At 76.5% G+C, this 22,750-nt stretch carries 15 protein-coding genes and 1 pseudogene; 1 reads left to right on the forward strand and 15 read right to left on the reverse strand.

Going from position 1 to position 22,750, the window contains the following annotated elements:
* Nucleotides 1-16: 16 nt before the first annotated feature.
* The 9 genes and pseudogenes from lanM to C8D89_RS02190 form a co-directional block, all read right to left on the reverse strand.
* Complete coding sequence (lanM, locus tag C8D89_RS02145) at nt 17-3,340, reverse strand: type 2 lanthipeptide synthetase LanM (RefSeq protein WP_116706392.1); 3,324 nt, start codon at nt 3,338-3,340, stop codon at nt 17-19.
* Entirely contained in the window at nt 3,337-6,057 is a 2,721-nt protein-coding gene (locus tag C8D89_RS30050) for an ATP-binding cassette domain-containing protein (protein ID WP_133251793.1), read from the reverse strand. Before C8D89_RS30050 ends, lanM begins: the two co-directional genes overlap by 4 nt.
* A gap of 49 nt (nt 6,058-6,106) precedes the next feature.
* Nucleotides 6,107-8,284 carry a cysteine peptidase family C39 domain-containing protein gene (locus C8D89_RS30670; RefSeq protein WP_165825503.1) on the reverse strand — a complete coding sequence of 726 codons (2,178 nt, stop codon included), beginning with the start codon at nt 8,282-8,284 and terminating at the stop codon, nt 6,107-6,109.
* A gap of 5 nt (nt 8,285-8,289) precedes the next feature.
* Nucleotides 8,290-9,069, reverse strand: a complete 780-nt coding sequence (locus tag C8D89_RS02160; RefSeq protein ID WP_116706395.1) for a biotin/lipoyl attachment domain-containing protein — start codon at nt 9,067-9,069, stop codon at nt 8,290-8,292.
* Between the two features lie 38 nt (nt 9,070-9,107).
* Nucleotides 9,108-9,425, reverse strand: a complete 318-nt coding sequence (locus tag C8D89_RS02165) for an NHLP leader peptide family RiPP precursor (RefSeq protein ID WP_116706396.1) — start codon at nt 9,423-9,425, stop codon at nt 9,108-9,110.
* Between the two features lie 64 nt (nt 9,426-9,489).
* A complete protein-coding gene (locus C8D89_RS30065; protein WP_116706871.1) occupies nt 9,490-9,831 on the reverse strand; it encodes an NHLP leader peptide family RiPP precursor in 342 nt (113 codons plus the stop codon).
* Between the two features lie 155 nt (nt 9,832-9,986).
* Nucleotides 9,987-11,000: a hypothetical protein gene (locus C8D89_RS30070; RefSeq protein ID WP_165825504.1), complete on the reverse strand. Its 1,014-nt coding sequence runs from the start codon at nt 10,998-11,000 to the stop codon at nt 9,987-9,989.
* Nucleotides 11,001-11,274: 274 nt separating this feature from the next.
* Nucleotides 11,275-12,030: pseudogene (locus C8D89_RS31045) on the reverse strand (AfsR/SARP family transcriptional regulator); the annotation flags it as partial.
* A gap of 61 nt (nt 12,031-12,091) precedes the next feature.
* On the reverse strand, nt 12,092-14,911 hold the full coding sequence (locus C8D89_RS02190) for a helix-turn-helix transcriptional regulator (RefSeq protein WP_165825505.1): 2,820 nt from the start codon (nt 14,909-14,911) through the stop codon (nt 12,092-12,094).
* Between the two features lie 303 nt (nt 14,912-15,214).
* On the opposite strand from C8D89_RS02190, the gene glxA reads away from it, so the two are divergent.
* Nucleotides 15,215-17,170 (forward strand): radical copper oxidase GlxA, encoded by a 1,956-nt coding sequence (gene glxA / locus C8D89_RS02195; RefSeq protein WP_116706400.1) that lies wholly within the window; start codon nt 15,215-15,217, stop codon nt 17,168-17,170.
* A gap of 4 nt (nt 17,171-17,174) precedes the next feature.
* On the opposite strand, the gene C8D89_RS02200 is transcribed toward glxA, so the two are convergent.
* From C8D89_RS02200 to leuD, 6 genes are all read right to left on the reverse strand, one after another.
* Entirely contained in the window at nt 17,175-17,852 is a 678-nt protein-coding gene (locus tag C8D89_RS02200; protein WP_116706401.1) for a glycoside hydrolase family 16 protein, read from the reverse strand.
* Nucleotides 17,849-19,057 (reverse strand): sensor histidine kinase, encoded by a 1,209-nt coding sequence (locus C8D89_RS02205; protein ID WP_116706402.1) that lies wholly within the window; start codon nt 19,055-19,057, stop codon nt 17,849-17,851. The genes C8D89_RS02200 and C8D89_RS02205 overlap by 4 nt, the downstream gene beginning before the upstream one ends.
* A complete protein-coding gene (locus tag C8D89_RS02210) occupies nt 19,047-20,546 on the reverse strand; it encodes a glycosyltransferase family 2 protein (protein WP_207786994.1) in 1,500 nt (499 codons plus the stop codon). Before C8D89_RS02210 ends, C8D89_RS02205 begins: the two co-directional genes overlap by 11 nt.
* Nucleotides 20,543-21,631 (reverse strand): HEAT repeat domain-containing protein, encoded by a 1,089-nt coding sequence (locus C8D89_RS02215; RefSeq protein ID WP_116706403.1) that lies wholly within the window; start codon nt 21,629-21,631, stop codon nt 20,543-20,545. The genes C8D89_RS02210 and C8D89_RS02215 overlap by 4 nt, the downstream gene beginning before the upstream one ends.
* Nucleotides 21,631-22,005, reverse strand: coding sequence for a response regulator transcription factor (locus tag C8D89_RS02220; RefSeq protein ID WP_116706404.1), 375 nt, complete (start codon nt 22,003-22,005; stop codon nt 21,631-21,633). The genes C8D89_RS02215 and C8D89_RS02220 overlap by 1 nt, the downstream gene beginning before the upstream one ends.
* A 103-nt stretch (nt 22,006-22,108) precedes the next feature.
* Nucleotides 22,109-22,702 carry a 3-isopropylmalate dehydratase small subunit gene (gene leuD, locus C8D89_RS02225; RefSeq protein WP_116706405.1) on the reverse strand — a complete coding sequence of 198 codons (594 nt, stop codon included), beginning with the start codon at nt 22,700-22,702 and terminating at the stop codon, nt 22,109-22,111.
* Between the last annotated feature and the right edge of the window lie 48 nt (nt 22,703-22,750).

A 22,750-nucleotide genomic window follows, 5' to 3' on the forward strand; every position in this document is an offset into this window, starting at 1 on the left:
GGGCCGGCCCGGCCGGTCACGGGAGCTCGAAGGTGAGCAGGCGGGGCACGAGGTCGGGCCGGGCCGTGCGCAGCAGCTGGTAACCGAAGCCGGCCGCGCCGGTGAACAGGCCGGGGATCGCGCTGCCGGGCGGGAGCGTGCGGCTGAACCGGTGACCGTGGCGGCGGGAGCGGGCGACGGCCCCGGCCATCGCGGCCCGGCCCTCCGCGACGAGGTCCGCCCGCCCGCGGTGGCGCCCGACCTCGAGCAGCAGCTCCGCGCGACCCGCGGTCCCGCAGCACAGGAGGACCTCGGCGCCGTGCCCCTCGCTCGAGAGCCGGCGTCGGGTGGTTCTCAGGGCCGCGTCGACCTCCCCGGCGAGCAGGGCGGGGTCGGCGGCTCCCGGCCCCCCGATCTCCAGGAGCGCGAGGCGGCCCAGCCCGATGCCGGGCGCACCGTGGCACCACGCGACCCCGAAGGGCCGCGGCGCCGTCGCCTCCTCGCCGTGGTCGCGCAGGTCGGGCCAGTTGGCGCGCTCGGGGTCGAAGAGGGCGCGTTCGTGGGCGAGCCCGCGCTCGACCGCCTCCGCGAGCGCTCCCGCGAGCGCCTCCGTCCCCGAGAGCCGGTGCAGGCGCGCCAGGGCGTGCACCACGCCGGCGGCCCCGTGGCTGTAGCCCGTGAGCAGCCGGCGGTCCGGGGCCGACCAGCCCCAACCCGTCCCGGCGCCGGCCCGCCGCTCCTCGAGCAGGCGCCGTCCGCAGGCCTCGGCGAGGCGCCGGACGTGGGGGTCCTCCCGGCGCCGGTGCAGGACCAGGAGCCCCGTGAGCAACCCGGCGGTTCCCCCGAGCAGGTCGTGCGCGCGGAGGTCGGCGAGCTCGTCCTCGGAGAGGTCGCCCGCCAGGGCGACGGCGTCGCGCCGCGGGAGGTCCTCGCCGAGGAGATCCGCCACGAGGACCCCCGCGTAGAGCAGCGAGCCCACGCCGTCCCCGAGTCCGGCGCCCAGGCCCTCGATCCGCCGGCCGGCGGGGACGTGGGCGAGCTGCTCGCGGACGGTGGCCCAGCAGCCGGCCGCCGCGACGGCCGAGCGGTCGTCGCCGGTCACCCGGTGGTGGGCGGCCAGGAAGACCGCGAGCCCGGCCGCGCCGTCGTAGAGACCGGGCCCGAGCGGGCCCAGCTGGAGGCGCCCGCTGCGCCCGAGCAGCTGGGGGGCGACCCAGGTGATCGTGCCGTCGGCGCCGTGCACGGCGTCCCGGAGGAGGGTCTCGACCAGGGCGGTCGCCTCACCGAGGGTGTCCAGTTCTCCGGGGTCGGCGGTGGGAGCGCAGGACGGGGTCGGGCTCCCGCTCTCCTCCTCGCCGTCGCGGGCGCGCACCCGCGCCGATCCCGCCGACAGGGCGGCCAGGAGGAAGTCGAGGTGGTCCCCCAGCGCGGCCTCGGACATCGCGGCCACGCGCTCGGTGAGCAGGTCCCAGCTCGACCGCGGGAACCAGCCGGGCACCTCCAGGCCGTCCTCGCCGCACAGCGTGGTGCCGTCGACGGGCGCGGAGAACACCGGGACGTCCAGCCGCGCGAGCGCCCGCCGCTCGCTCTCGAGCACCGGGCCCGGCAGGGGGCGCGTGAACATGGCGAGCTGGGGCCGCGCCAGGACCTCGGCCACCAGGCCGGCGTCGACGCCGTCGGCCAGGCGGCGCGAGGAACGGGAGAGCAGCCCGAGGACCCGGCCGTAGATCTCGGTGGGTCGCACGATGATGCGGGTGTGCGCGCCGCGGAGCGCGGCCAACGGGCCGGTCGGGCCGAGGAGATCCTCGCGGTGCGCGAGCAGGAACCGGTAGGTCGCGGCGAACCCGGCGAGGAGCTCGCCGGGGTCCGGCGTCATCGTGGTGCCGTCCGCGCGCCGGGGCAGGTTGTGCGTCGGGCGGCCCCGTGACGGTCCGGGCACGAGGGCCATGGCGTCGGTGTTGGGCGCCCGCCACCGCAGCCGGGAGCCGTCGGTCCGGGCGGCGCCGTCGCCGGAGAACCCGCCGATGTCGAACGCGGACTCCCCGTCGAGGTCGAGCTGCCAGGTCGGGAGCAGCGTGGTGCGCGCGGGCGAGCGGCTGTGTGCGAGCCAGGCGGAGTCGACCGCCGAGGCGGTCGAGGACGGGAGCTCCTCGGGGACCCGGTGGTGCAGGAGGGCCTCCGCGTCGACCAGGACGGGCGACGCCCCGTCGGCGATGACGTTCTCGTGGTGACCATCGACCAGGTCGAGCAGGTGGGCCACGCACAGCAGCGCGCCCGCCTCCCGCCCGTAGCGACCGGACGCGTCCGGCCCCTCGCACGGCCGGTGCTCGACGAACTCCACCCACCCGTGCTCACCGCGGTCGAGGATCCGCAGCACGGCCGGCGTCGCCGGGGCCCCGGCCGCGGCCATCGCGCGCACCACGTCCTGCAGCGCCGCCTCCAGGGCCACGGACCGGGGCTTGTGCACCGCGCGGAGCCCGTCGGAGAAGCGCACCACGACGACCCGCCGGCCACCCCGGTGCGGGTCGCCGTCGGTGAGGTCCACGGCCTCGACGCGCCCGGGCGCCCCGGGTCGCCCGAGCAGTGCGGCGAGCTCCGGGCCGTCGGTCTCGGCGTGGCACGCGAGGTCGAGGGCGTTGTCCCGTGCCCCGAGCGTGACCTGGGCCAGGGCCCGGGCCAGGACCGGCAGCCGCTCGAGCAGCCGGACGAATCCGCCGTCGAGCATCGAGGCGACGAAGCGGTCGTAGCGCGCCCGGCCTGCTCCCGCCCCGGCGAGGAAGGGCAGGGGTGTCCCTCCGCGGACGAGGGCGAACTCCTCGTACAGGGCCCGCCCGGCCCACCCGGAGAGCTGTCCCAGGAGATCGACCACGAGGTCCTCGACCGCCCCGGGCGCCAGGACCGGCCGGTCGGCCAGCGCGGCCGACAAGGTCGCCGCGAACGGCACGAGCAGCTCGACGAACGGGATCGCCCGCGCCCGGGCGGGCACCGGCGCCGCACGCGCGGGTCGGCTCAGCACCTCGTCGAGGAGGACGGCCCAGTCCGGCCAGGTCGCGGGCGCGACGTGCGCGGGATCCACGTCGAGCACGCAGCGGGCCGCGTCGCCGCGGGACAGACCCTGCTCGGCCAGCCGGCCGACGAGGGTGGGCCGGTCCACCGCCCCCGCCGACCCGACGACGTCGCCGGCCGGGCCCGCGTCCCGTCCGGCGACGTGCTGCGCCCAGGCGTGGGTCCGGGCGTCGACGACCTCGGCGGGGGTGGGGAGGGCGACGTGGTGGGCGCGCTCGCGCAGCAGCAGGGCGCGGGCGACGATCGCGGCGGTGCGGCCTGCCGTCGCGGTGGGGAGCGGGTCGGCCAGGGTCATCGCCGGTCCTCCGGAGCGGGTGCGGTGAGGGTGGGGAGGGCGTCGGTGGACTGGCGCTCGACGAGGTGACGGAACACGCCGTCGACGGCGACGAGCTCGTCGTAGGTGCCGGTCTGGACGATCCGGCCGGCGTCGAGCACGACGATGCGGTCGGCGTGGCGGATCGTGCTCAGGCGGTGCGCCACGACCACGCGGGTGACGTCGAGGCCGTCGAGGTGCGCCGAGACGCGCGCCTGGGTGAGGTCGTCCAGGGCGCTCGTGGCCTCGTCGAGCACGACGATCCGCGGCCGCCGGGCGAGCGCGCGGGCGATCATGAGCCGCTGCACCTGTCCGCCGGAGAAGGTCGTGCCCCCCTCCCCCACCACGGTGCGCAGACCCATCGGCATGCGGCGCACGTCGTCGGCGAGCGACGCGGCCTCCAGCGCGGCCCAGGCCCGCTGCTCGCCGTCCTCGCCGCGGGAGGTGCCCAGCACCGTGGTGAGGATCGAGCCGGGCATCGGCCGGGCCCCCTGGACGACCACCCCGATCTGGCGGCGGACCTCCGCCTGGTCCAGGGCGGTCAGGTCGGTGCCGTCGTAGCGGACGACACCGGTGTCGGGCCGCTCGAGGCCCAGCACCAGGCGCAGCAGCGTGCTCTTGCCGGAGCCCGACGGACCGGTGACGGCCACGAACTCCCCCGGGGCGATGTCGAGATCCACCCCGTCGAGCACGGGGCCGCGGCCGCGCTCGTCGCCCTCCGGCGGCGGCTCGGGCGGTGCCGTCGCGTCGTCGGGGGTCGGCGGGTCCCACGACGCGGAGGGGCGCGCCGTACCGCTGGTCGCACCCGAGCCCCGGTAGCGGAAGGACACCGCGCGCAGCGAGATGCGGCCGCCGAGCACGCCCGGGGGCTCCGATCCGACCGGCTCGACGGGTTCGGCGAGCAGCGGCCGCAACCGCTGCCACAGCGGGAGGACCGAGAGCAGCGGGGTCAGGGTCGAGGCCGAGGCCGCGAGCGCCCCCGCGAACTGCCCGACCGCAGCCGAGACCGCCAGGAACTCGCCGGCCGAGATGCGGCCGACCAGGGTCGCCGCGGTGACGGCGTAGAGCAGCAGGGCGAGCACGGCGGGACCGGCCACCACGAGCGCCGACACGAGCGCCTGCAGCCGCCCGGCCGCCAGGACGTGCTGCTCCTGGCGGCGGAACCCCCGGGCCCACCGCTCGGTCACCCGGTCGGTCGCTCCCGCGACCTGGACCTTGTCGATCGCGGCGAGGGACTGGAACAGGAGGGAGGAGAGCTCCCCGGCGACGGTGTAGCTCGCGGACTGGTGCGCCACCACGCGCCGTGTGAGCCGCAGCAGGACCACCGCCGCGACCGCGACGAGGACGGTCGCCCCGAGCCCCAGCTCCGGTGAGTAGACGTAGAGCACGACGAGGTTCACCAGGGAGGACAGCACCACCACCAGCGCGTCGAGTCCCCCGCCGGCGATCTGCTGGCGGAGCACCTGGAGGCCGGCCGCACGGGCGGCGAGGTCACCGGTGTCGTAGCGGCGGAAGAACTCGCTGGGCAGCCGCAGCCAACGATCCGTCAGGGCCGGGTCGAGCAGGTCGGACAGCCGGGCCGTCAGCCGCACCCCGGCCACCCCCCGGACCACCGCCACCGCGGCCCAGACCGCCGCGGCCCCGACCAGCAGCGCCGCCACCGCCGCCAACAGCGACGGTGACCGGGCGGGGAGGACGCTGTCGAACACCAGAGCGACCGCGGCGGGCGTCACCAGCGTGACCAGACCCGCGAGCACGCCCCACGCGGCCACCCGCACCAGGTCGCCCCGGGTACGCCGCAGCGCCGCCCGCAGCAGCGTCCCGGCCCAGACGTGGTCGGGGAGGCGGGGGTGGACGACGAGGGCGACCGGCGCGATCCGCGCGGCGGCCTCCCGGTCGACCCGCGCCGTCCGCCCCGTCGAGGGGTCGAGGACGTCGTAGCCCTCCCGGCGCGGGAGCAGGGCCACCGGCACGCGGCCGCCGTCCGCGGTGCCGAGCATCGGCGCCCCGGATCGTCGCCACCACTGCGGGTCCAGGCTGACGACCCGCCAGCGCCGCCCGCGGGCCCGGATGCGGGCGATCACCGCGTCGGCGTCGAGGACCCCGGCACGGCCACCCGTCTCCCCCGGCGCGCCGCGCGCCGCCCCGGCGCCGTCGGGCGCGTCGTCCAGGTGGCGGTCGAGCGCGTCGAGCGTCAGCTCCAGCTGCTCCGCGCCCCCGTGGGCCGCATCCGGCCGGGTGCCGTCGACGACGCCGCGCAGGCCGTCGAGCACGTCGCGCAGGCGGTCGCGCTGCTCGCGCGGGGCCCGCCGCAGCCGCCGGCCCTCGCGGTCCACGTCCCGGGCCAGGGCGGCGATCCGGCGGTCGAGCGCGTCACGCCACGTCGCGCGCCGCGAGACGCCGGCGCCGTCCGGCGCCGCGGACCCCGCGGCGAGGACGGCGAGGAGCTCTCCGGGATCGTCCGGCGGCGCGGCGAGCTCGACGATCTCGGTGTCGGGAAGACCGAGGCCGACGAGCCGCCACCCGGCCGGCACCGCACCCGCCGGGACGTAGAGCATCGTGCCGGCCGGCGGGGTGACGAGGTGGTGGCGGCGGCCGTCGAGCGCATCGCCGACGTCCTCCAGGAACAGGTCGAGCGCGCCCTGGACGACCACGCGCAGCAGCCCGTCGTCGACCGCGACGGGCGTGTTCGCCCCCACCCGCCGGGTCTCACCCCGCGGCGCGGACCGGGAGCCTGACGTCGCCGGTTCAGCCACGGCCGACCAGCTCCCGGTAGAGCCCCTCCTCGGCGAGGAGGTCGTCGTGGACCCCGCGCTGGACGACCCGCCCCCGGTCGAGCACGACGATCTCGTCGGCGTCGCGGATGGTGGACAGGCGGTGCGCCACGATCACGCAGGTGCAGGCGCGGCGGCGCAGGTGGGCGTCGATGCGGCTCTCGGTCGTCGCGTCGAGGGCGCTGGTGGCCTCGTCGAGCACGAGGACCGAGGGGTTCCCCGCGAGGGCCCGGGCGATGTCGAGGCGCTGACGCTGACCTCCCGAGAAGTTGCGTCCGCCTTCGTGCACCGCGGCCCCGAACCCCCCGAGGCGCGCCTCGATCTCCTCCGCCAGGCAGGCGTCCCGCGCGGCGCGGGTGATGTCGGCGGCCGGGATCGAGGGGTCGAAGAGGGTGATGTTCTCCGCGACGGAGCCGCTGAACAGCGCGACGGACTGGTCGACACGCGCGAGCGAGGCGTGCAGGAGATCGAGGTCGACCTCCTGGCGGGGGACCCCGTCGAGGAGCACCTGCCCCGACCAGGGCGACACGAGCCCGGTGAGCAGGTCCGCCACCGTCGACTTCCCGGCGCCCGACGGCCCCACCAGGGCGACCCGCCGCCCCGGCGCGACCTCCAGGCGGAAGTCCTCGAGCAACGGCGGTTCGAGCCGCGAGTAGCCGAACGTGACGTCCTGCAGGGCGACGTGCCCGCGCAACCGCGCGCGGGTGGTCGTCGGCCCGGTGCGACGCGGGCGTGCACCGTCGCCGGTGACCGGCGCGGCGCGCTCCGGAGCCTCGTCGAGCACGTCGAGCAGCTGCTGGGTCCAGGCCCGTGCGTTCTGGATCTGCCCGCCGGCCGCCACCAGCTGGCCCACGGGCGCGAAGAAGAACCCCGCCAGCACCTGGACGGCCACGAGCTCGCCGATGCTCGCGCGGTCCGCGAGGACGAGGGCGCCCCCGAGGGCGAGCACGGCGACCGTGTTCAGCATCGCGAGCACCGCCGGGGCGATCACCAGCGGCTGGGAGGCGGTCCCGAGACGCTGCTGGGTGTTGATCACCCGGGCCAGGCGGCCCGCCCAGCGGCCGAAGTACTCGTCCTCGCTGCCCGTGGCCCGGAGGTCGTCCCGCAGGTCGAGGCCCGTGTAGGTGAAGCCGTCGAGGGCGGTCGTCGCCATCTGCAGGTCCTGGTTGAGCGCGCGGCGACGCCGGGCGGTGCGGGCGAGGACGAGGGCGTTGAGCGAGGCGAGCCCCACGGCCGCGGCGCCGAGGACCGGGTTCCACCACAGCAGCACCGCCGCGTAGACCACCATCGACACCAGCCCGATGCCCCCGGCGGCGAGCTGCCCGGTCACGAGGGTGGCGAGCGAACCGTTCAGCGAGACCCGGCTCACCAGTGCCCCACGGGAACGGGCGTCGAAGAAGGCCGACGGCAGGGCCAGCAGGTGACGGAGGAAACCCGCCGTCGACCGGATCGTCACGACCGTGGCGAGGCGCACGAGCATCCGTTGCCCCAGCAGGGTCAGCCCGACCTGCAGGACGACGACGGCCACGGCGCCGACCAGGACGATCCCGCTCCACAGGAGGTCCCGCCCGCCCACCACCTGATCGACGAACAGGGAGGCCAGCAGCGCACCGACGATGATCGGGACGGTCCCGAGGACCCCCGCGGCGACCACGGTCGCGACGGCCGGCGCGGTGCCCCGCAGGAGACCGGGCAGCACCGTCGCCTGCCGGGGCGCGTGACGGACGGGTCCCGCCGAGCCGGCGCGGCGGGAGAACGTCAGGACGATCCCGCTGTAGCTCTCGGCGAACTCCCGGCGGGAGACGTGTCGCGGTCCGACCGCGGGATCGGCGAGCAGCACCGAGCGGCGGGTGAAGCGTTCCACGACGAGGAAGTGGTTCTGCTCCCAGTACACGATCACCGGTCCGGCCGCGCGGCAGATGCCGGCGAGCTCCTCGACCCGGGCCCGGCGGCCCTCGGCCTCCATCCCGTGGGCGCGGGCGGCGCGCACGATGTTCAGGGCGTTGACGCCGTCGCGGGAGACGCCGCAGTCGGCGCGCAGCCGTGAGAGGGCGACCGGCGCACCGAGGTGGTCGAGGACCATCGCGAGCGCGGCCGCGCCGCACTCGGCGGCCTCCATCTGCAGGACGGGCCGCAACCGCCGCCTGAACATGCTGATCATCCCTGGATCACGTACTCGAGGGGGTGACGGCTCTCGACGATCAGGCGCACCTCGGTGAGGCGATCGGCCACGGTGCCCGCCCGTGGGGTCGGGAAGGCGGCACCGGGCGCCGGGCGCAGGCGCACGGGGGTGAGCCCGTCTCGGGGCGCCACGATGGCGCCGAGGGCGGGACCGCCCAGTGACTGCGCGGCCTGCTCGGTCTCCACGGGCAACGACCCGACCGCGTCGACGAGCGCGTCGACCGGCCCGCGGTCCGGGAACGACACGACCGCCCGCGTCCCGGGCCCGATCCGGGCGGCGTCGTCCGGGGCGACGAAGGCGCGCACCACCGTCGCACCGTTCGTCCGCTCGAGGACCAGCACGCGCTCCCCCGCCTCGACGGGGTCCCCGACGTCCAGCGGCGCGTCGAGCACGACCGCGTCGACCGGGGCCGTCAGCGGCAGGACGCCGGCGGTGACCGACTCGACGACGGCGACGGTCTGACCGGACCGCACGACGGTGCCCGCCGCGGGACGAGCGGTCGCGAGCCGGCCCGGGACCGGGCTCTCGAGGCCGATCACCGAGCCGCCGACCACCGCGAGCCCGGGGACGACGACGCTGCGGTCCACCACCGCGGTCGCCGCCCACAGCACGATCCCGCCGGCGAGCAGCGCGAGGGCGAGGAGGGCCAGGACGGTGCGACCGGGGACGACCACGACGGGCCGGTCGACCCTCTCGGACTCCGGGACACGCTCGGGTGCCGCCGGGGTGAGGTCCGGAGGACGGGGGGAGGACATGCCGGGGTCACCTCCGTGTCGTCGCGAGGGGGGCCGGCTCAGGAGGTGGCCGGCCGGCCCGTGGCGTAGGGCATCCACTGGCAGTCGGCACGCTGGGCCGCTCCGCCGCGCAGGCCGGCGAGGTCGGTCTCGGACAGCCGACCCTCGTCGGGGGGCATCGCGGGCAGGACCAGGTGGAGCTCGGCGGCGGTGTCCTGCCGGACGTGCACGGTGAGCCCCTCGGGCAGGTCGGCGCCGGCCTCCCGGGCCACGGCGCTGCGGGGATCGCGACGCAGCTCCTCCCGGAACGCGGGGTCGGCCTGCGCGCGACGGGCGAGCGCGAGCTCCAGGTGCTGCCTGGACTCGTGGTTCGGCATGCGGGTCTCCTCCGGAGAAGGGGCCCGGGGCCGCCCGACGGCGGCCCCGGGGACGGGCCGTCGGTCAGCAGTCGCCGACGATGCTCCCGGCGGTGCAGGTGGTGGGGACCCAGCTCGCGCAGTCGGTGTGGTGGCTCTTGCCGGAGCCGCCGGCGACCCCGGCGAGCTCGGCGTCGGAGAGACGCCCGCTCTCCGCCGGCAGCGCCGGCAGGACCAGGTAGACCTCGCTGGCGGTGTCCTCCAGCACGTGGACCTCGAGGTCGGCCGGCAGCTCGCGGCCGGCCTCCTTGGCCACGGCCCCCCGCGGGTCGCGCAGCAGCTCCTCCTTGAAGGCCGGGTCGGCCTGGGCCCGACGGGCCAGGGCGACCTGCAGCTGGTCCTTGGACTCGTACGTCGTCTCGGACATCCGATCCCTCTCCTCGTGCTCGCTCGCGTCCCTGCTCGGTGGGTCTCGCTCGTCCGGGCGGGGACGGTGATGTGTCGGCCGCACTCGCTCTCGGTCCGCCGGCCGTGCGGTCACCGGCGACGACCACAGGGGACCCGGTCGCCCCCACGGGGAGCTCACGCCCGACCCTCGCTGCGGGGCCGGGCGTCCGTGTGTGTGCCGTGAGCGGCCCGTGGGTCCGCGAGCCAGGCGTCGCGCCGGGCCCGGGCCTGCGCGGCCACGGCCGGGTCGAGAGCCCGTGCGGCGTGGGCGCGCACCGCCGTGAGCTGCACGAAGGAGGAGTCCCGGGCGCCGTCGCCGCTGCGCAGCACGGACAGCAGCGAGCAGTGGACCAGCTGGCCCAGCAGCTGGGCGACCTCTCCCCGGGGGGCGTCGAGCAGGGCGGCCGCGAGCTCGGCGGGGAACGGGCCGGACACCACGGCGAGGACCGCGTGCAGGGCCCGGCACCGGGGGTCGAGCAGGCGCACCCCGGCGTCGACCGCCTCGTGCAGCGAGTGCCGCGGACGGTGCGGACCGCGCCCGACGGGGGCGAGCGAGGCCGCGTCGGCACGGACCTGGACGAGGATCTCCTCCAGGGTGTACGACCGCGCCCGGGCCGCCGCCAGCTCGAGGGCCAGCGGCAGCCCGTCGAGCGCTGCGGCGACCTGCTCGACCACGCCCCAGCGCTCCTCGTCGAGGTGCTGCTCGGGGACGACGCGGGCGAGGCGGTCGGCGAGCAGCACCGCGGCGGCCGGCCGCGCGCCCGGGTTCCCGGGGCGGACCGGCAGCGGCGAGAGCCAGGACAGCCGCTCGCCGGTCACCCCGAGCGGCTCCCTGCTCACCGCCAGCACCGCCGGTCGCGCGGTCGGCGGGCCGTGCCGCTCCCGGGTGAGCGCCTCGTCGAGCACCTCCGCGACGACGTCCAGGACAGGCTCCGCATGGTCGACGAGGACGAGGCTGCGTCCCGAGGGTCCGGCCGCCATCGCGGCCTCGACCCGGCGGCGGGTGTCCGCGTCGTCCGTGCCGGTCGTGACGGGAGCGGTCGTGTCGGGGGCGGTCGTGTGGGGGGCGGTCGTGTCGGGGGCGGTCGTGTCGGGGGCGGTGCCGGCGAGGTCGAGCAGGCGCACCCCACCGGGGAAGCGAGCCGCCACGCGCGCGGCAGCCGATCGTGCGAGGTGCGACCGGCCGACCCCGGGGGGCCCGCACACGGTCACGAGCCCTCCGGCGGGACGCAGGGCGTCGAGGAGAACACCGAGCTGCTCGAGCTCGACGTCGCGTCCGAGGCAGGGCCGCGGTTCCGGGTGCGTGTCCGCGGAGCCGGTGTCCGCACACCGCGACACCCCCCGGGCCCCGCGACACCTCCGGCGGAGGCGCGGACGGTCCGGGGAGGGTGAGGAGGTCGGGATCGCGGACGAGCACCCGTCGGTGCAGCTCGACGAGCGCGGGTCCGGGGACGAGGCCCATCTCGTCGGCGAACAGGGCCCGCACGGTCGCGTAGATGCCCAGGGCCTCGTCGATGCGCCCGCAGCGGTACGCGGCGACGATCGCCTGCTCCCAGGGCCTCTCGGTCAGCGGGGATCCGGCCAGCACCGGCTTGAGCTCCACCAGGGCCCGTTCGGCCTGACCGGTCGCCAGCAGGCCGTCGACGAGCTGCAGCCGCAGCCGTCCGTACAGCTCGTCCAGGCGGACCCTCGCGGGCCGGGCCCAGTCACGGTCGGAGATCCCGGGGTAGGGGTCACCGCGCCAGAGGGCCGCGGTCGCCTCCGCGAGCGCGAGGGCCTCCGCGGCCCGGCCCGCGCGAAGCAGGGACCCGACCTGCTCGACCTGCGCCGCGAACCGGTCCGACTCCAGCTCGCACTCCCCGGTCGCGAGGCGGTAACCGCCGTGGTCGTGCACCAGGATCCGCGGGGGCCGGCCGGCGTCCCGGCCGACCTCGAGGACCTGCCGCAGACGCCAGACCTGGGCCTCGAGGGCCCGCCGGTGGTCCTGTCGGGAGTCCTCGCCCCAGACGGCGTCGATGAGCGCGTCCGCGCCGACCCGCCGCCCGTTCTCCACGACGAGGCGGGACAGGGTCGCCGCGAGCCGAGGGGCCGCGAGCCGGACGACCTCGCGTCCGGTGTCGACCTCGAGCGCACCGAGGTCGCGGATGAGCGGTCGAGTCGATTCGGCCAGAAGACCCATACGACGACATCACCGGACGGCGCGGCCCCGAGCATCGGGGGAACCCCCCGATGCTCAACGATCAGCCGTGTGGGTCCGACCCGTGCTCGTCCACCGGGACGGCGCGGGCGAGGGCGCGCTTCGACCGGACGCCCAGCACCTGGTAGACGCGGGTGAGGTGGCTCTCCACGGTCTTCGGCGACAGGTAGAGGGTCGTCGCCATCTCGCGGGTGGTCAGACCGGCCGCGGCCAGCGCCCGGATCCGCTCCTGCTGGGGCGTGAGGACCGCGGTGGCGCCCCGTCGCCGCCGACGTCCGCCGGCCACCCGCAGCTCGTCGGCCGCCGCACGCGCGAGCGGCCGGGCGCCCGCCGCCTCCGCGAGCGCCAGCGCCTCGGCGAGCGCCTCCCGGGCCGGGCGCAGCTCCCCGCGGTGGCGCCGCCACCTCCCGTGGTCCAGCAGGACCTGGGCGCGATCGACGATCTGGACGACGTCGATCGTGAGCGCCTCGGCGAACGCGCCCGCGGCCGCGTCGTCGTCCCCGGTGGCCGCGGCGACGGCTGCCCGGCTCGCCGCGGTGACCATCCGCACCCAGGGCGCGGTCGACCGCGCGGCCCGGCGGGTCAGGGCGTCGCGGACCCGGAGCGCGTCGTCGAGCGCCTCCGCCGCGAGGTGGGCCGCGACGGCGGGCGGTGCCCACGGCACGCAGGCCGGATCGGTCACGCCGTACCGGTCGGCGAGCTGCTCCGTCGCCAGGTAGGCGGCCGCGGCCTGCTCCACGTCGCCGCGGGCGGAGGCCAGTCGAGCGCGCAGGAAGGCCAGCCACAGCTCGGACTGCCACGTGACCGCGGTCGTCGCCGCGACCACGCCCTCGGCCCGCTCGACGTCACCCATGACGATCAGCAGGACCGCCTCGGCGACCGCCACCGACTCCGCCAGCAGCGGTACGGCCTCGGCCGGGCGCACGAGTTCGTCGAGGACCCGGCGGGCGTCGGTGAGCCGCCCCCGTCGCAGCGACGCGTCGACGATCGAGAGCTGCAACGCGAGCCGCGCGTGGAGCCGTCCGCCGCTCTCGGCGACCCCGACGGCCCGGTCCAGGACGCGGTCGGCGGTCTCGTGGCGGTCGGTCATCCGGGCGATCGCGACCAGGCACAGCTCGGGGTCGAAGGGGGAGAACCGGTCGACCGCGGCGTCGCTCCCGTCGGGCGGCTCGTCGGGCGGCACCGCGTCGGGGAGCACGCGCACGAGCAGCCGGTCGACGGCGTCGGGGTCGAGCTCCGCGAGGTGGGCGGCGAGGCAGTCCAGGGCGACCAGGTCCGCCGGCCAGGGCCCGGGCACGTCGATCTCGCGCAGGCGCGCCAACGTCGGGCCGGGTCCGAGCATCTGCCACGTGGGGTGGAGCATCTCGACGACCGCTCCGGCGAGCGCGGCCGGCGCCTCGACCCGCGCGTCGGTGACCGCCGCGGTGGCCGCCCGCTCCGCGGCGGCGAGGTCCCCGGCCAGGGCGAGCGCCCGGACCTGCAGGCGTCGGACCCGCAGGCGCGGCTCGCCGGTCAGTCCCGGTCGGGCCAGGGCGGCGGCCGCGACGTCGGCCGCCTGTGCGGGTCGCCCGAGGGCCAGTGCCGCCTCGGCGCAGCGCAGCAGCGTCGGGGCGTCGACCCGCGCGCCGGCGAGGTCGACGGCCGCCCGGAAGTGGGCGAACGCGCCGCCGACGTCGCCCGCGGCGAGGTCCGCCTCCCCGGCGGCGGTCGCGGTGGCCACCGCCTCGACGTCGCCGGCGAGCCCGGCCGCCAGCGCGTGCCGGACCGCGGCAGCGTGCTCGCCGAGCGAGGCCAGCACCCGGAGGGCCCGCTCGTGGTGGAGGGATCGCAGGGCCGGGCTGAGCCGGTCGTAGAGCGCGTCCCGCACCAGCGGCGCGGTGAAGGCGAGCCTCCCCGGACCGCTCTCGACGGCCAGGCCGTGCGCGACGAGGACGTCGACGGCGCTCGCGACGGCGGGTCCCGGCACGCCGGTCAGCGCCGCGAGCAGCACCGGGCGGAACTCCACGCCCAGGACCGCGGCCGCCCGGGCCTGGTCGAGGACCGGCGGGGGAAGCGTCCCGAGCGACGCGCCCAGGCGGTCCGGACGATCGGGCCGGGGTGAGCCGACCAGGTGCTCGATGTAGAGCGGGTGGCCCCGGGCCCGGCGCCAGACCCGCTCGTCGGTCTCGTCGTCGGCCTCCTGCCCGAGGAGGTCCGCCACGAGCGCGGAGGACGACGAGCGGCCGAGCGGAGCCAGCTCGACCAGCGTGGCCGCCCCGTCGGCGACGAGCCGACCGAGCGGACCCGCGGTCGGCTCCGGCCGGGGACGGGTGGTCAGCACGAGTCCCAGCGGGACGTCGTGGAGGTGGCGCGCCAGCGAGACGAGCAACCGTGTCGACCCGGGGTCGGCCAGGTGCAGGTCGTCGATCAGGACCAGCACGGGTCCGGTCGCCGCACGGCGTTCGACGAGGGCGCGCCATCGCTGTCGGAGGGCGACCTCGGCGGCGTCGCTCTCCGGGGCGGCCGGCGCGAGGGGGTCGCAGCACCCCGCCGCGAACGCGGCGCGGACGAGCCCGTGGGGCACCGCGGACTCCTCCACGTGGCCACGGGCCTCGACGACGTCGAGGCTCGTGGCCGTGCGCCGGGCCTCCCGCAGGAGCGCCGACCGTCCCACACCCGCGGCGCCCGTGATCACCACTGTGCCGCCCCGGCCGACCCGCAACCCGGCGATCAGCTGCCGCAGGACCGCGACCGCGTCGTCGCGCTCGCGGAGGAACGCCCCGTCGTCGCGCTCCGTCGTCGGTACCCGCGCGACCACCCCCGGCCGGCGTCCCGCCCCGCGGGGGCCCGCCCCCTCCGGATCCGCCTCGATCCCCCTGTTCATGGCCGCTTCACTGTCGGCCGAGCGGTCGCTCGGCACAATCATTCGGACAGGTGCCTGATCATCACGGCGCGTGGCGACCCTTTCCTCGGAGGGGGTGATCGCGGCGCGGGCCCTCGCGGGAGGCGGTAGCACCCCGCAGCCCGCCCCCTCCAGACCCTCGTCACGGGACGAAGCGGGCGGTGCGGGACGGGGCGGGACGGGGCGGGACGGGACGGGACGGATCGGGGCGGGCACGGTGGGGCCGCTGAGCTGGGCTAACGTCGCCGCCGACCCGCTGTCGCCGATCGCTGGGAGCCCTGCCCGGTGCGCTCGTCGCCCACCCGACGCGTCCGCCAGATCGTCCTCGTCGTCGCCGCGGCGATCGTCCTGCTGGGCGTCAACGTCCCGCCGGCGTGGTCGTACATCAGCGCGTGGCGGCACGAGCAGCTGATCGACAGTCCGGAGTACGTGCGGCGGTACGGGCACTGGGACGTGGTCGACGTGCCCGAGCCCGATCGGGTCAACGCGATCCACGCCGCGCTCCTGTCCTCGGGCAGGATCCTGCTGATCGCCGGGTCGGGCAACAAGGAGGACATGTTCGCGACGCGGGCGCTCAAGAGCCTGCTCTACGACCCGGCCACGGGGTCGACCCGGATGATCCCGGTGCCCGACGACATGTTCTGCGGGGGGCAGACGACGCTGCCCGACGGGCGGCTGCTCGTCGCCGGGGGCACGCAGCGCTACGAGAAGCTCGACGGCGCGGTGACCAACGCCGGCGGGGCGATGGTGGTCAAGAACGAGGACCCGGACGCGCCGCGCGTCCTGCCGGCCGGCACGGTGTTCGTCTCCCCCGCCGGCGTGCGCTACCGCTCCACCCGCGACGTGTCCCTGGCGCCCGCGGCGAAGAGCGGACAGGGCCGGCGCACGGTCGTGACGGCGGCCGAGGAGCAGGTGTTCGTCGAGGCCGTGGACCCGGGGCCGGCCGCGGTGACCGAGACCCCAGCGCAGTACCAGGTCGAGGGGCTGCCGCCCGAGCAGGCGCGCAACGTGTACGGCCAGGGCCAGGCCATGACGCTGCGCAAGCAGGACTACCAGGGCACGGACCAGGCCTACACGTTCGACCCGGTGACCGAGACGTGGTCGCGGGTGCCCGACATGGCCTTCGCCCGCTGGTACCCGACGCTGACCCCGATGGCCGACGGCCGCGTGCTGACGATGGCCGGGCTGGACGGCGTGGGCGAGGTGCTCGACGGCCAGACCGAGATCTTCGATCCGGCGACGACCACGTGGACCGAGCGCAAGGACCTCCAGCACTACTTCCCGACCTACCCCGCGGTGTTCGAGACCGCGCAGGCCGGGCGCATGGTCTACACCGGGGCGAACGCGGGCTACGGGCCCGCCGACCGCGGCCGTGAGCCGGGCCTGTGGGACCTCGACCGCGGCGGGTTCACCCCGATCCCCGGCCTGCGCGACCCCGACCTGCTCGAGACGGCCGGCTCGGCCTGGGTCGGCCCGGTGCAGGACCAGCGCCTCGCCGTCGTCGGGGGCGGCGGTGTCGGCGAGAGCCCACGGTCCACCGGGCGCATCGACTACCTCGACCTCGACGACCCCGCGCCCCGCTTCACGCCCGGCCCGACGATGCCCGAGGGCGTGCGCTATCCGAACCTCGTCGACCTGCCCGACGACACGTTGCTGATCTCGGGCGGCTCGCGGGACTACCGGGGCAAGGGCGGGAGCAACAACCACCTCGCCCGCCTGCTGCACCCGGACACCGGCGAGCTCGCCCCCGCCGCCGACCCCGTCGTCGGCCGCGACTACCACACCGAGGCGCTCCTGCTGCCCGACGGCCGGGTGCTCACGGCGGGGTCGGACCCGCTGTTCGACGACCAGCAGAACCTGGTCCCGGGCACCTTCGAGCAGCGCATCGAGATCTACAGCCCGCCCTACCTCTACCGGGGCGCCCGGCCGACCATCGCCGACGCACCCCCGACGTTGGCGCGGGGCCGGACCGCGACCGTCGCGACGCCCGACGCGGCGCACCTCCGCGGCGCCCGGCTGATCAAGGCGTCCACGGCCACCCACGTCACCACGACCGACATGCGCTCGGTGGCCCTCGACGTCGCCCCCGCCCCCGGCGGCGTGGCCGTGACCGTGCCGGAGAACCCCGCCCTCACCCCGCCCGGCCCGTACATGCTCTTCCTCGTCGACGACCGCGGCGTGCCGTCCGTGGCGCGCATGGTGTCGGTGCGCGCGGGCGCCGGCGGACGAGGTGCGGACTAGGTTGCTAGGACGGCGCGAACGACACCCGCTCGACGCTCGTCGCGCGCTCGGCACCGGGGGCGGAGCCGCCGAGCCACGCGGGGAACCAGGTGTTCACGTAGAGGGGCAGCTCCTCCCCGGGGACGCCGTCGGCCCACGAGACCAGGACGCGCTCGTCGACCGAGAAGGCGACCCGACCAGGGCCGCGGGTGATGGCGTAGTCGTGGAAGTCGGCGGTCGGGTCGAAGCCGAGATCGTGCTCGGTGGTGTGGGTCGTCCGGCCCTCGTGGTGGAGCGTGAACAGGACCCTCCCCCGCGGGTCGCCGGGGATCTCGATGTCGATCTCGTGGGCGAGGTCGGGCGGCGCGTAGAGGAAGAAGCCGGTCAACGAGCCGGGGGCGTCGGCCACGCGGAGGCGCGCGGTCGCGACGCCCGCCGCCGGGAGCACCCCGGTCGTCGCCACCTCGGCACCGTCGAGGCTCCCCTCCCGCACGAGGAGGTCGAGCCGGCCGGAGGCGACGCGCACGTTGGCCGGGTCGACGCGGCCGAGCCCGAGGCGGTGGTCACCACGGGTCCACCGCTGCGGGTCGAGGCCGTCGAACTCCTCGACGAACCCCACTCGCTCCGGTCCGTCCACGGGCGCAGCCTCGCACGCGGGAGAGAGCGCGAGCAGGAGCACGACGACGAGCGCGGGCGCTCTCACGCGGACGGCAGGGTGATCGTGACGGCGGTGCCGCCGTCGAGCCCGTCGTCGAGCGAGATCGAGCCGCCGTGCGCGGAGACGATGCGCCGGCAGGTCGCGAGGCCGATGCCCGAGCCCCCGGCCACCGTGCCCGGTTCGTGCACCTGGCGCAGGAGCTCGAACGCCTCCTCGCGCCGCTCGGGAGGGACGCCGATGCCGTTGTCGGCGATCTCCACGATCCACCGGTCGCCGGCGGGACGGGCGCGCGTCCGCAGCACGAGAGGACGGTCCGGGCGGGCGCACCGGACGGCGTTGGCCACGACGTTGGCGAGCACCGCCCGCAGCTGCGTCGTGTCCCCCCGCACGGTGGGCAGGACCCCGAGGTCGAGCCGCGCGGCGTCGAACGTGCCGGGCGGGACGTCGTCGAGGACCTCGCGCAGCAGGACACCGAGGTCGACGCGCCCGGTCGACAGGGTGCCGCCGACCCGCGCGTAGGCGAGCAGGTCGTCGACCATCGCGCGCATGCGGCCGGCCGCCGCGAGCGCCCGCTCGACGTGGCGGCGCGCGGTGGTCTCGCCGGCGACCGCGGGGTGGTCGGCGAGCAGCTCGAGGAAGCCGGTGACCCCGGCGAGCGGGTTGCGCAGGTCATGGCTGACCTGGCCGGCGAAGGCGGCGAGCTGGCCGTTGGACCGCTCCAGCTCGACACGGGCATCCGCCAGGTCCCGCACCGTGGCGGTGAGCGCCCGGTACGCGCGGCGCAGCTCCAGGGCCGCGACGGCCTGCCCGGCGAGCAGGTCCAGGGCGTGGCGCTGCGGGGCGGTCAGCGCCCCGGTGGTCTCGTCGAACACGCACAGCGTCCCCAGCACCGCTCCGGACGGCGAACGGAGCTGGCTGGCGGCGTAGAAACGGACCAGGCCGAGGCGTCCGGTGACGAACGGGTTCGCCGCGAACCGCGGGTCGTCACGGGCGTCGGGAACCTCGACCGGTTCCGGCTCCCCGATGGTCACCGCGCACATCGCGTCCCCCCGGGCGCAGACCGACGGGGTGATGCCGACCGCGGCCACCTGGTGCTGGAAGTGCTCGCTGATGAGGTTGACCACCGCGTAGGGGACGGCGCAGACGTGGGTCGCGAGCTCGGCGACCGACCGCAGGTCGGGCTCGTCGAGGGGGCCGTCGACCTGGTACGCGGCGAGCAGCGCGTCGCGGTCGAGCACCTCAGCGGGCATCCGCGACCTCCGTGGGTCCGAGGACGGGGCCCGTGTCCGGGACGGGACCGGCGCCGGTGGCGTGCGGGGTCGCGGTGAACCCCTTGCGGGTCATCTGTCCCCACCGCGCCCGCCGCCGCAGCAGCGAGTCGGCGAGCCCGCGCAGGCGCCACCAGGCCGTCACCTGCCGGTAGCCGAGGTTCTCCACGACGGTGGCCCCGAGCGCCGCCGCGAGGTCGCGCCAGCCGCGGTAGCGGTGGAACGAGTACTCCTCGACGACGAGCGCGACCAGGCTCAGCACGACGCCGTAGCCGACGGCGACGAGGAAGAAGAGGACGGCGAACGTCCAGTCGATCGCACCCAGCAGGAGGCCGAGGAGCAGCGCGACCAGGCCGCCGATCTCGACGACCGGGGCGAGCAGCTCGAACAGGACGTAGAACGGCAGGGCGAGCACGCCGACCGCGCCGTAGCGGGGGTTGCCGATCATCGTCCGGTGACGCCACAGCGTCTGGACCAGGCCCCGGGACCAGCGTCGTCGTTGCCGGCCGAGCACGCGGACGGTCTCGGGCACCTCCGTCCACGCCACCGGCTCGGGGAGGAAGACCAGCCGGTACCGGCGACGCTCCCGTCGCAGGTGGCGGTGCAGGCGGACCACCAGCTCCGCGTCCTCGCCGAGGGTGTCCAGGTCGAACCCGCCGACCTCGACCACCGTGTCCCGCCGGAACAGCCCGAACGCGCCGGAGATCACGACCAGGGCGCCCACGGCCGACCACCCGGACCGGCCGAGCAGGAACGCCCGCAGGTACTCGACGACCTGGACGCGCGCGAGCCACCGGCGCGGCATGCGCAGCTCGGCGACCCGCCCGGCGGTGACGGGGCTGTCGTTGACCGCGCGGACGACCCCGCCCGCCGCCACGACGTGCTCGGGGTCGTCGGCGAAGGGCCTCGCCAACGCGAGCAGCGCGTCGGGGTCCAGGACGCAGTCCGCGTCCACCATGCAGACCAGCGGGTGGCGCGCGGCGTTGATGCCGACGTTGTTCGCCGACGCCTTGCCGCCGTTCTCGGTGTGCACCACCACGAGCGGCACGGCCGCCCGCGGGGCGTGCACCGAGCGCACGACCCCGCGCGTCGGGACGTCGTCCGGGACCACGCGGGGCACCTCGACGAGGTCGAAGTGCCGCTGCATCACCTCGAAGGTGCGGTCGGTCGAACCGTCCACGACGACGACCACCTCGAAGCGGGGGTGCTGCAGCGAGAGCATCGCCCGGACGCTCTCGACGATCGTCGCCTCCTCGTTGTACGCGGGCATGACGACCGACACCCCCAGGGTGAGGGGGTCGGCGTAGGCGTCGTCGAGCTCGGCCCAGGACCGCCGCCGCAGGTGGTGCCTGAACTCCCGCACGGCGAGCGCGATCAGCCCGAGATAGCTCGTGTTGAGGGCGACGAAGTAGGCCAGGACGAACCAGTTCGCCGCCACGACGAGGACCGACACGAGGTCGAGGACGGTCACGCCGCCACCCCCGGGGCCTTCCCGAGGGCCTCGCGCGCGTGGGCCGCGGCGCCGGGCCGGTCCGCGGCGTGGGCGAGGTCGCGCAGGGCCGCCACCCCTTCCGGCCCGATCGCGGCGAGCGCGGCCGCCGCGGTGTGGGCGACCCAGTGCTGCGGGTCGTCGACGAGCGCGGCGAGGACGGGAACGGCGCGGCGGGCGCCGATCGCGCCCGATGCGTGAGCCGCCGTGGCGCGCAGCGCGGGCGGCTCGTGCGCGGCGGTGGCGGCGAGGAGGGGGTCGACCGCCGAGGGGGTGCCGAGGCGCCCGAGGGCGCGCGCGGCCCGCAGTCGGACCTCCGCGGAGGGGTCCTCCTGCAGGGTGCGGACCAGACGCGGCGCCGCGTCGACCGCGCCGATCAGACCCAGCGCCTCGGCGACGCGGGCCCGCACGGCGGGGTCGGGGTGGTCCGCCGACGCCACCAGGGCCGACCGTGCCGGCGGCCCGACGCGGGCGAGCGCCGGCATGACCACGTGGTGCGGCAGCGCACGACCAGGGCCCGTGAGGCACCGCACGAGGGGCTGCGCGGCGAGCGGGTCGCGGAGGCGTCCCAGAGCGCGGGCGGCCACCGCGCGCACGTCGGGATCGCGGTCGGCGAGCAGGACGACCAGCCGCGCGGTGGCCCCGGGGCCGCCCACGACGCCCAGCAGGTGCGCCGCCCGGGCGCGGACCGTGGGCCGCCGGCGTCGGGAGTCGTGCAGCGCGCGCACCGCGGTGCCCCGCCGCTCGAGCAGGGCCACGATGGCCGCCCGGGCACCGCCCCGGAGCTTGCCGAGCATCGAGACCGCCACCGGCTCCAGCGCCCGCCACTGCGCCCGCGGCAGGGTGGCCAACCGGTCGAGCACCGCGTCGTCACCGTCACCCGCCGCGAGAGCGACCAGCAGGGGACGGCCGGGCGCGAGCCGGCGGGCGCGCCGCGCCTCGGTGCGCCGCCGCCACCAGCGCCCGGTCAGCAGAGCCACGGCGAGGGCCAGCAGCACCACGACCAGGCCGGCGACCGCCCCCACGAGCACGCCACGGTCCACGACCGGGCCCACCGGTGGTGGCATCAGCGCCTGCTCCGCGCGAGGACGGCGCGGACGCGACTGTCCAGCTCGCGCGGGCTGAACGGTTTGGTCAGGTAGTCGTCCGCGCCCCAGGCGAACCCGCTCTCGATGTCGCCCTCCTGGGCGCGGGCGGTCAGCAGGATCACGGGGATACCGGCGGTCGCCCGGTCGGCGCGCAGCTCGCGGCACACGTCCAGACCGGTCATGCGCGGCATCATCACGTCGAGCACCGCGAGGTCCGGCCGGGAGCTCCGCGCGAGGTCCAGGGCCGCGCCGCCGTCCTCGGCGACGAGCACCTCGTGTCCGGACTGCTGCAGCTTGAACACCACGACGTCCCGGACGTCCGGATCGTCGTCGGCCACCAACACCGTCGCCACTGCGCCACCCCCTCCGACAGATTGCACCATTCGGCACAACAGTCTGCTTCTTCTGTCGCCAGAAGGGGGACCGTGGCCCCTGGAGGGCGCGCGGCAGGCCGGCCTACGTCGTGAAGGTCACCGGCTTGTGCGCCGGCCGCGTCGCCTCGTAGGCGTCGATGTCCTCGGCGTGGCGCAGCGTCAGGTCGATGTCGTCGAGGCCCTCGATCAGGCGCCAGCGGGTGTAGTCGTCGACCGTGAACGACACGACGACGTCGTCGGCGGTGACGGTGCACGCATCGAGGTCGACGGTGAGCTCGAGGCCCGGGCGCTCCTCGATCTTCTTCCACAGCAGCTCGACGTCGGACTGCGCGACCGTGGCCGCGAGCAGGCCGGCCTTCGACGAGTTGCCCTTGAAGATCTCGCCGAACCGCGACGAGATCACGACGCGGAAGCCGTAGTCCATGAGGGCCCAGACGGCGTGCTCCCGGGACGAGCCGGTGCCGAAGTCGGGGCCGGCCACGAGCACGCTGCCGCGGGAGTACGGCTCGGTGTTGAGCACGAACTCCGGGTTCGAGCGCCAGGACGCGAACAGGCCGTCCGCGAAGCCCGTGCGCGTCACGCGCTTGAGGAAGACGGCCGGGATGATCTGGTCGGTGTCGACGTTCGACGCGCGCAGCGGCGTCGCGATGCCGGTGTGGGTGGTGAAGGCTTGCATGGTCAACTCCGCGGTGGTGGCGGCACGAACGCGCCGTTCGTGCGCGTA

Origin of the sequence: Actinomycetospora cinnamomea, assembly GCF_003096675.1 — a bacterium.
Taxonomy (GTDB): domain Bacteria; phylum Actinomycetota; class Actinomycetes; order Mycobacteriales; family Pseudonocardiaceae; genus Actinomycetospora; species Actinomycetospora cinnamomea.

Coding starts and splice junctions, on each gene's coding strand:
- lanM (WP_116706392.1), bottom strand. CDS start 3,340: ATGACCCTGGCCGACCCGCTCCCCACCGCGACGGCAGGCCGCACCGCC.
- C8D89_RS30670 (WP_165825503.1), bottom strand. CDS start 8,284: ATGTTCAGGCGGCGGTTGCGGCCCGTCCTGCAGATGGAGGCCGCCGAG.
- C8D89_RS02160 (WP_116706395.1), bottom strand. CDS start 9,069: ATGTCCTCCCCCCGTCCTCCGGACCTCACCCCGGCGGCACCCGAGCGT.
- C8D89_RS02165 (WP_116706396.1), bottom strand. CDS start 9,425: ATGCCGAACCACGAGTCCAGGCAGCACCTGGAGCTCGCGCTCGCCCGT.
- C8D89_RS30065 (WP_116706871.1), bottom strand. CDS start 9,831: ATGTCCGAGACGACGTACGAGTCCAAGGACCAGCTGCAGGTCGCCCTG.
- C8D89_RS02190 (WP_165825505.1), bottom strand. CDS start 14,911: ATGAACAGGGGGATCGAGGCGGATCCGGAGGGGGCGGGCCCCCGCGGG.
- C8D89_RS02205 (WP_116706402.1), bottom strand. CDS start 19,057: ATGCCCGCTGAGGTGCTCGACCGCGACGCGCTGCTCGCCGCGTACCAG.
- C8D89_RS02215 (WP_116706403.1), bottom strand. CDS start 21,631: ATGCCACCACCGGTGGGCCCGGTCGTGGACCGTGGCGTGCTCGTGGGG.
- leuD (WP_116706405.1), bottom strand. CDS start 22,702: ATGCAAGCCTTCACCACCCACACCGGCATCGCGACGCCGCTGCGCGCG.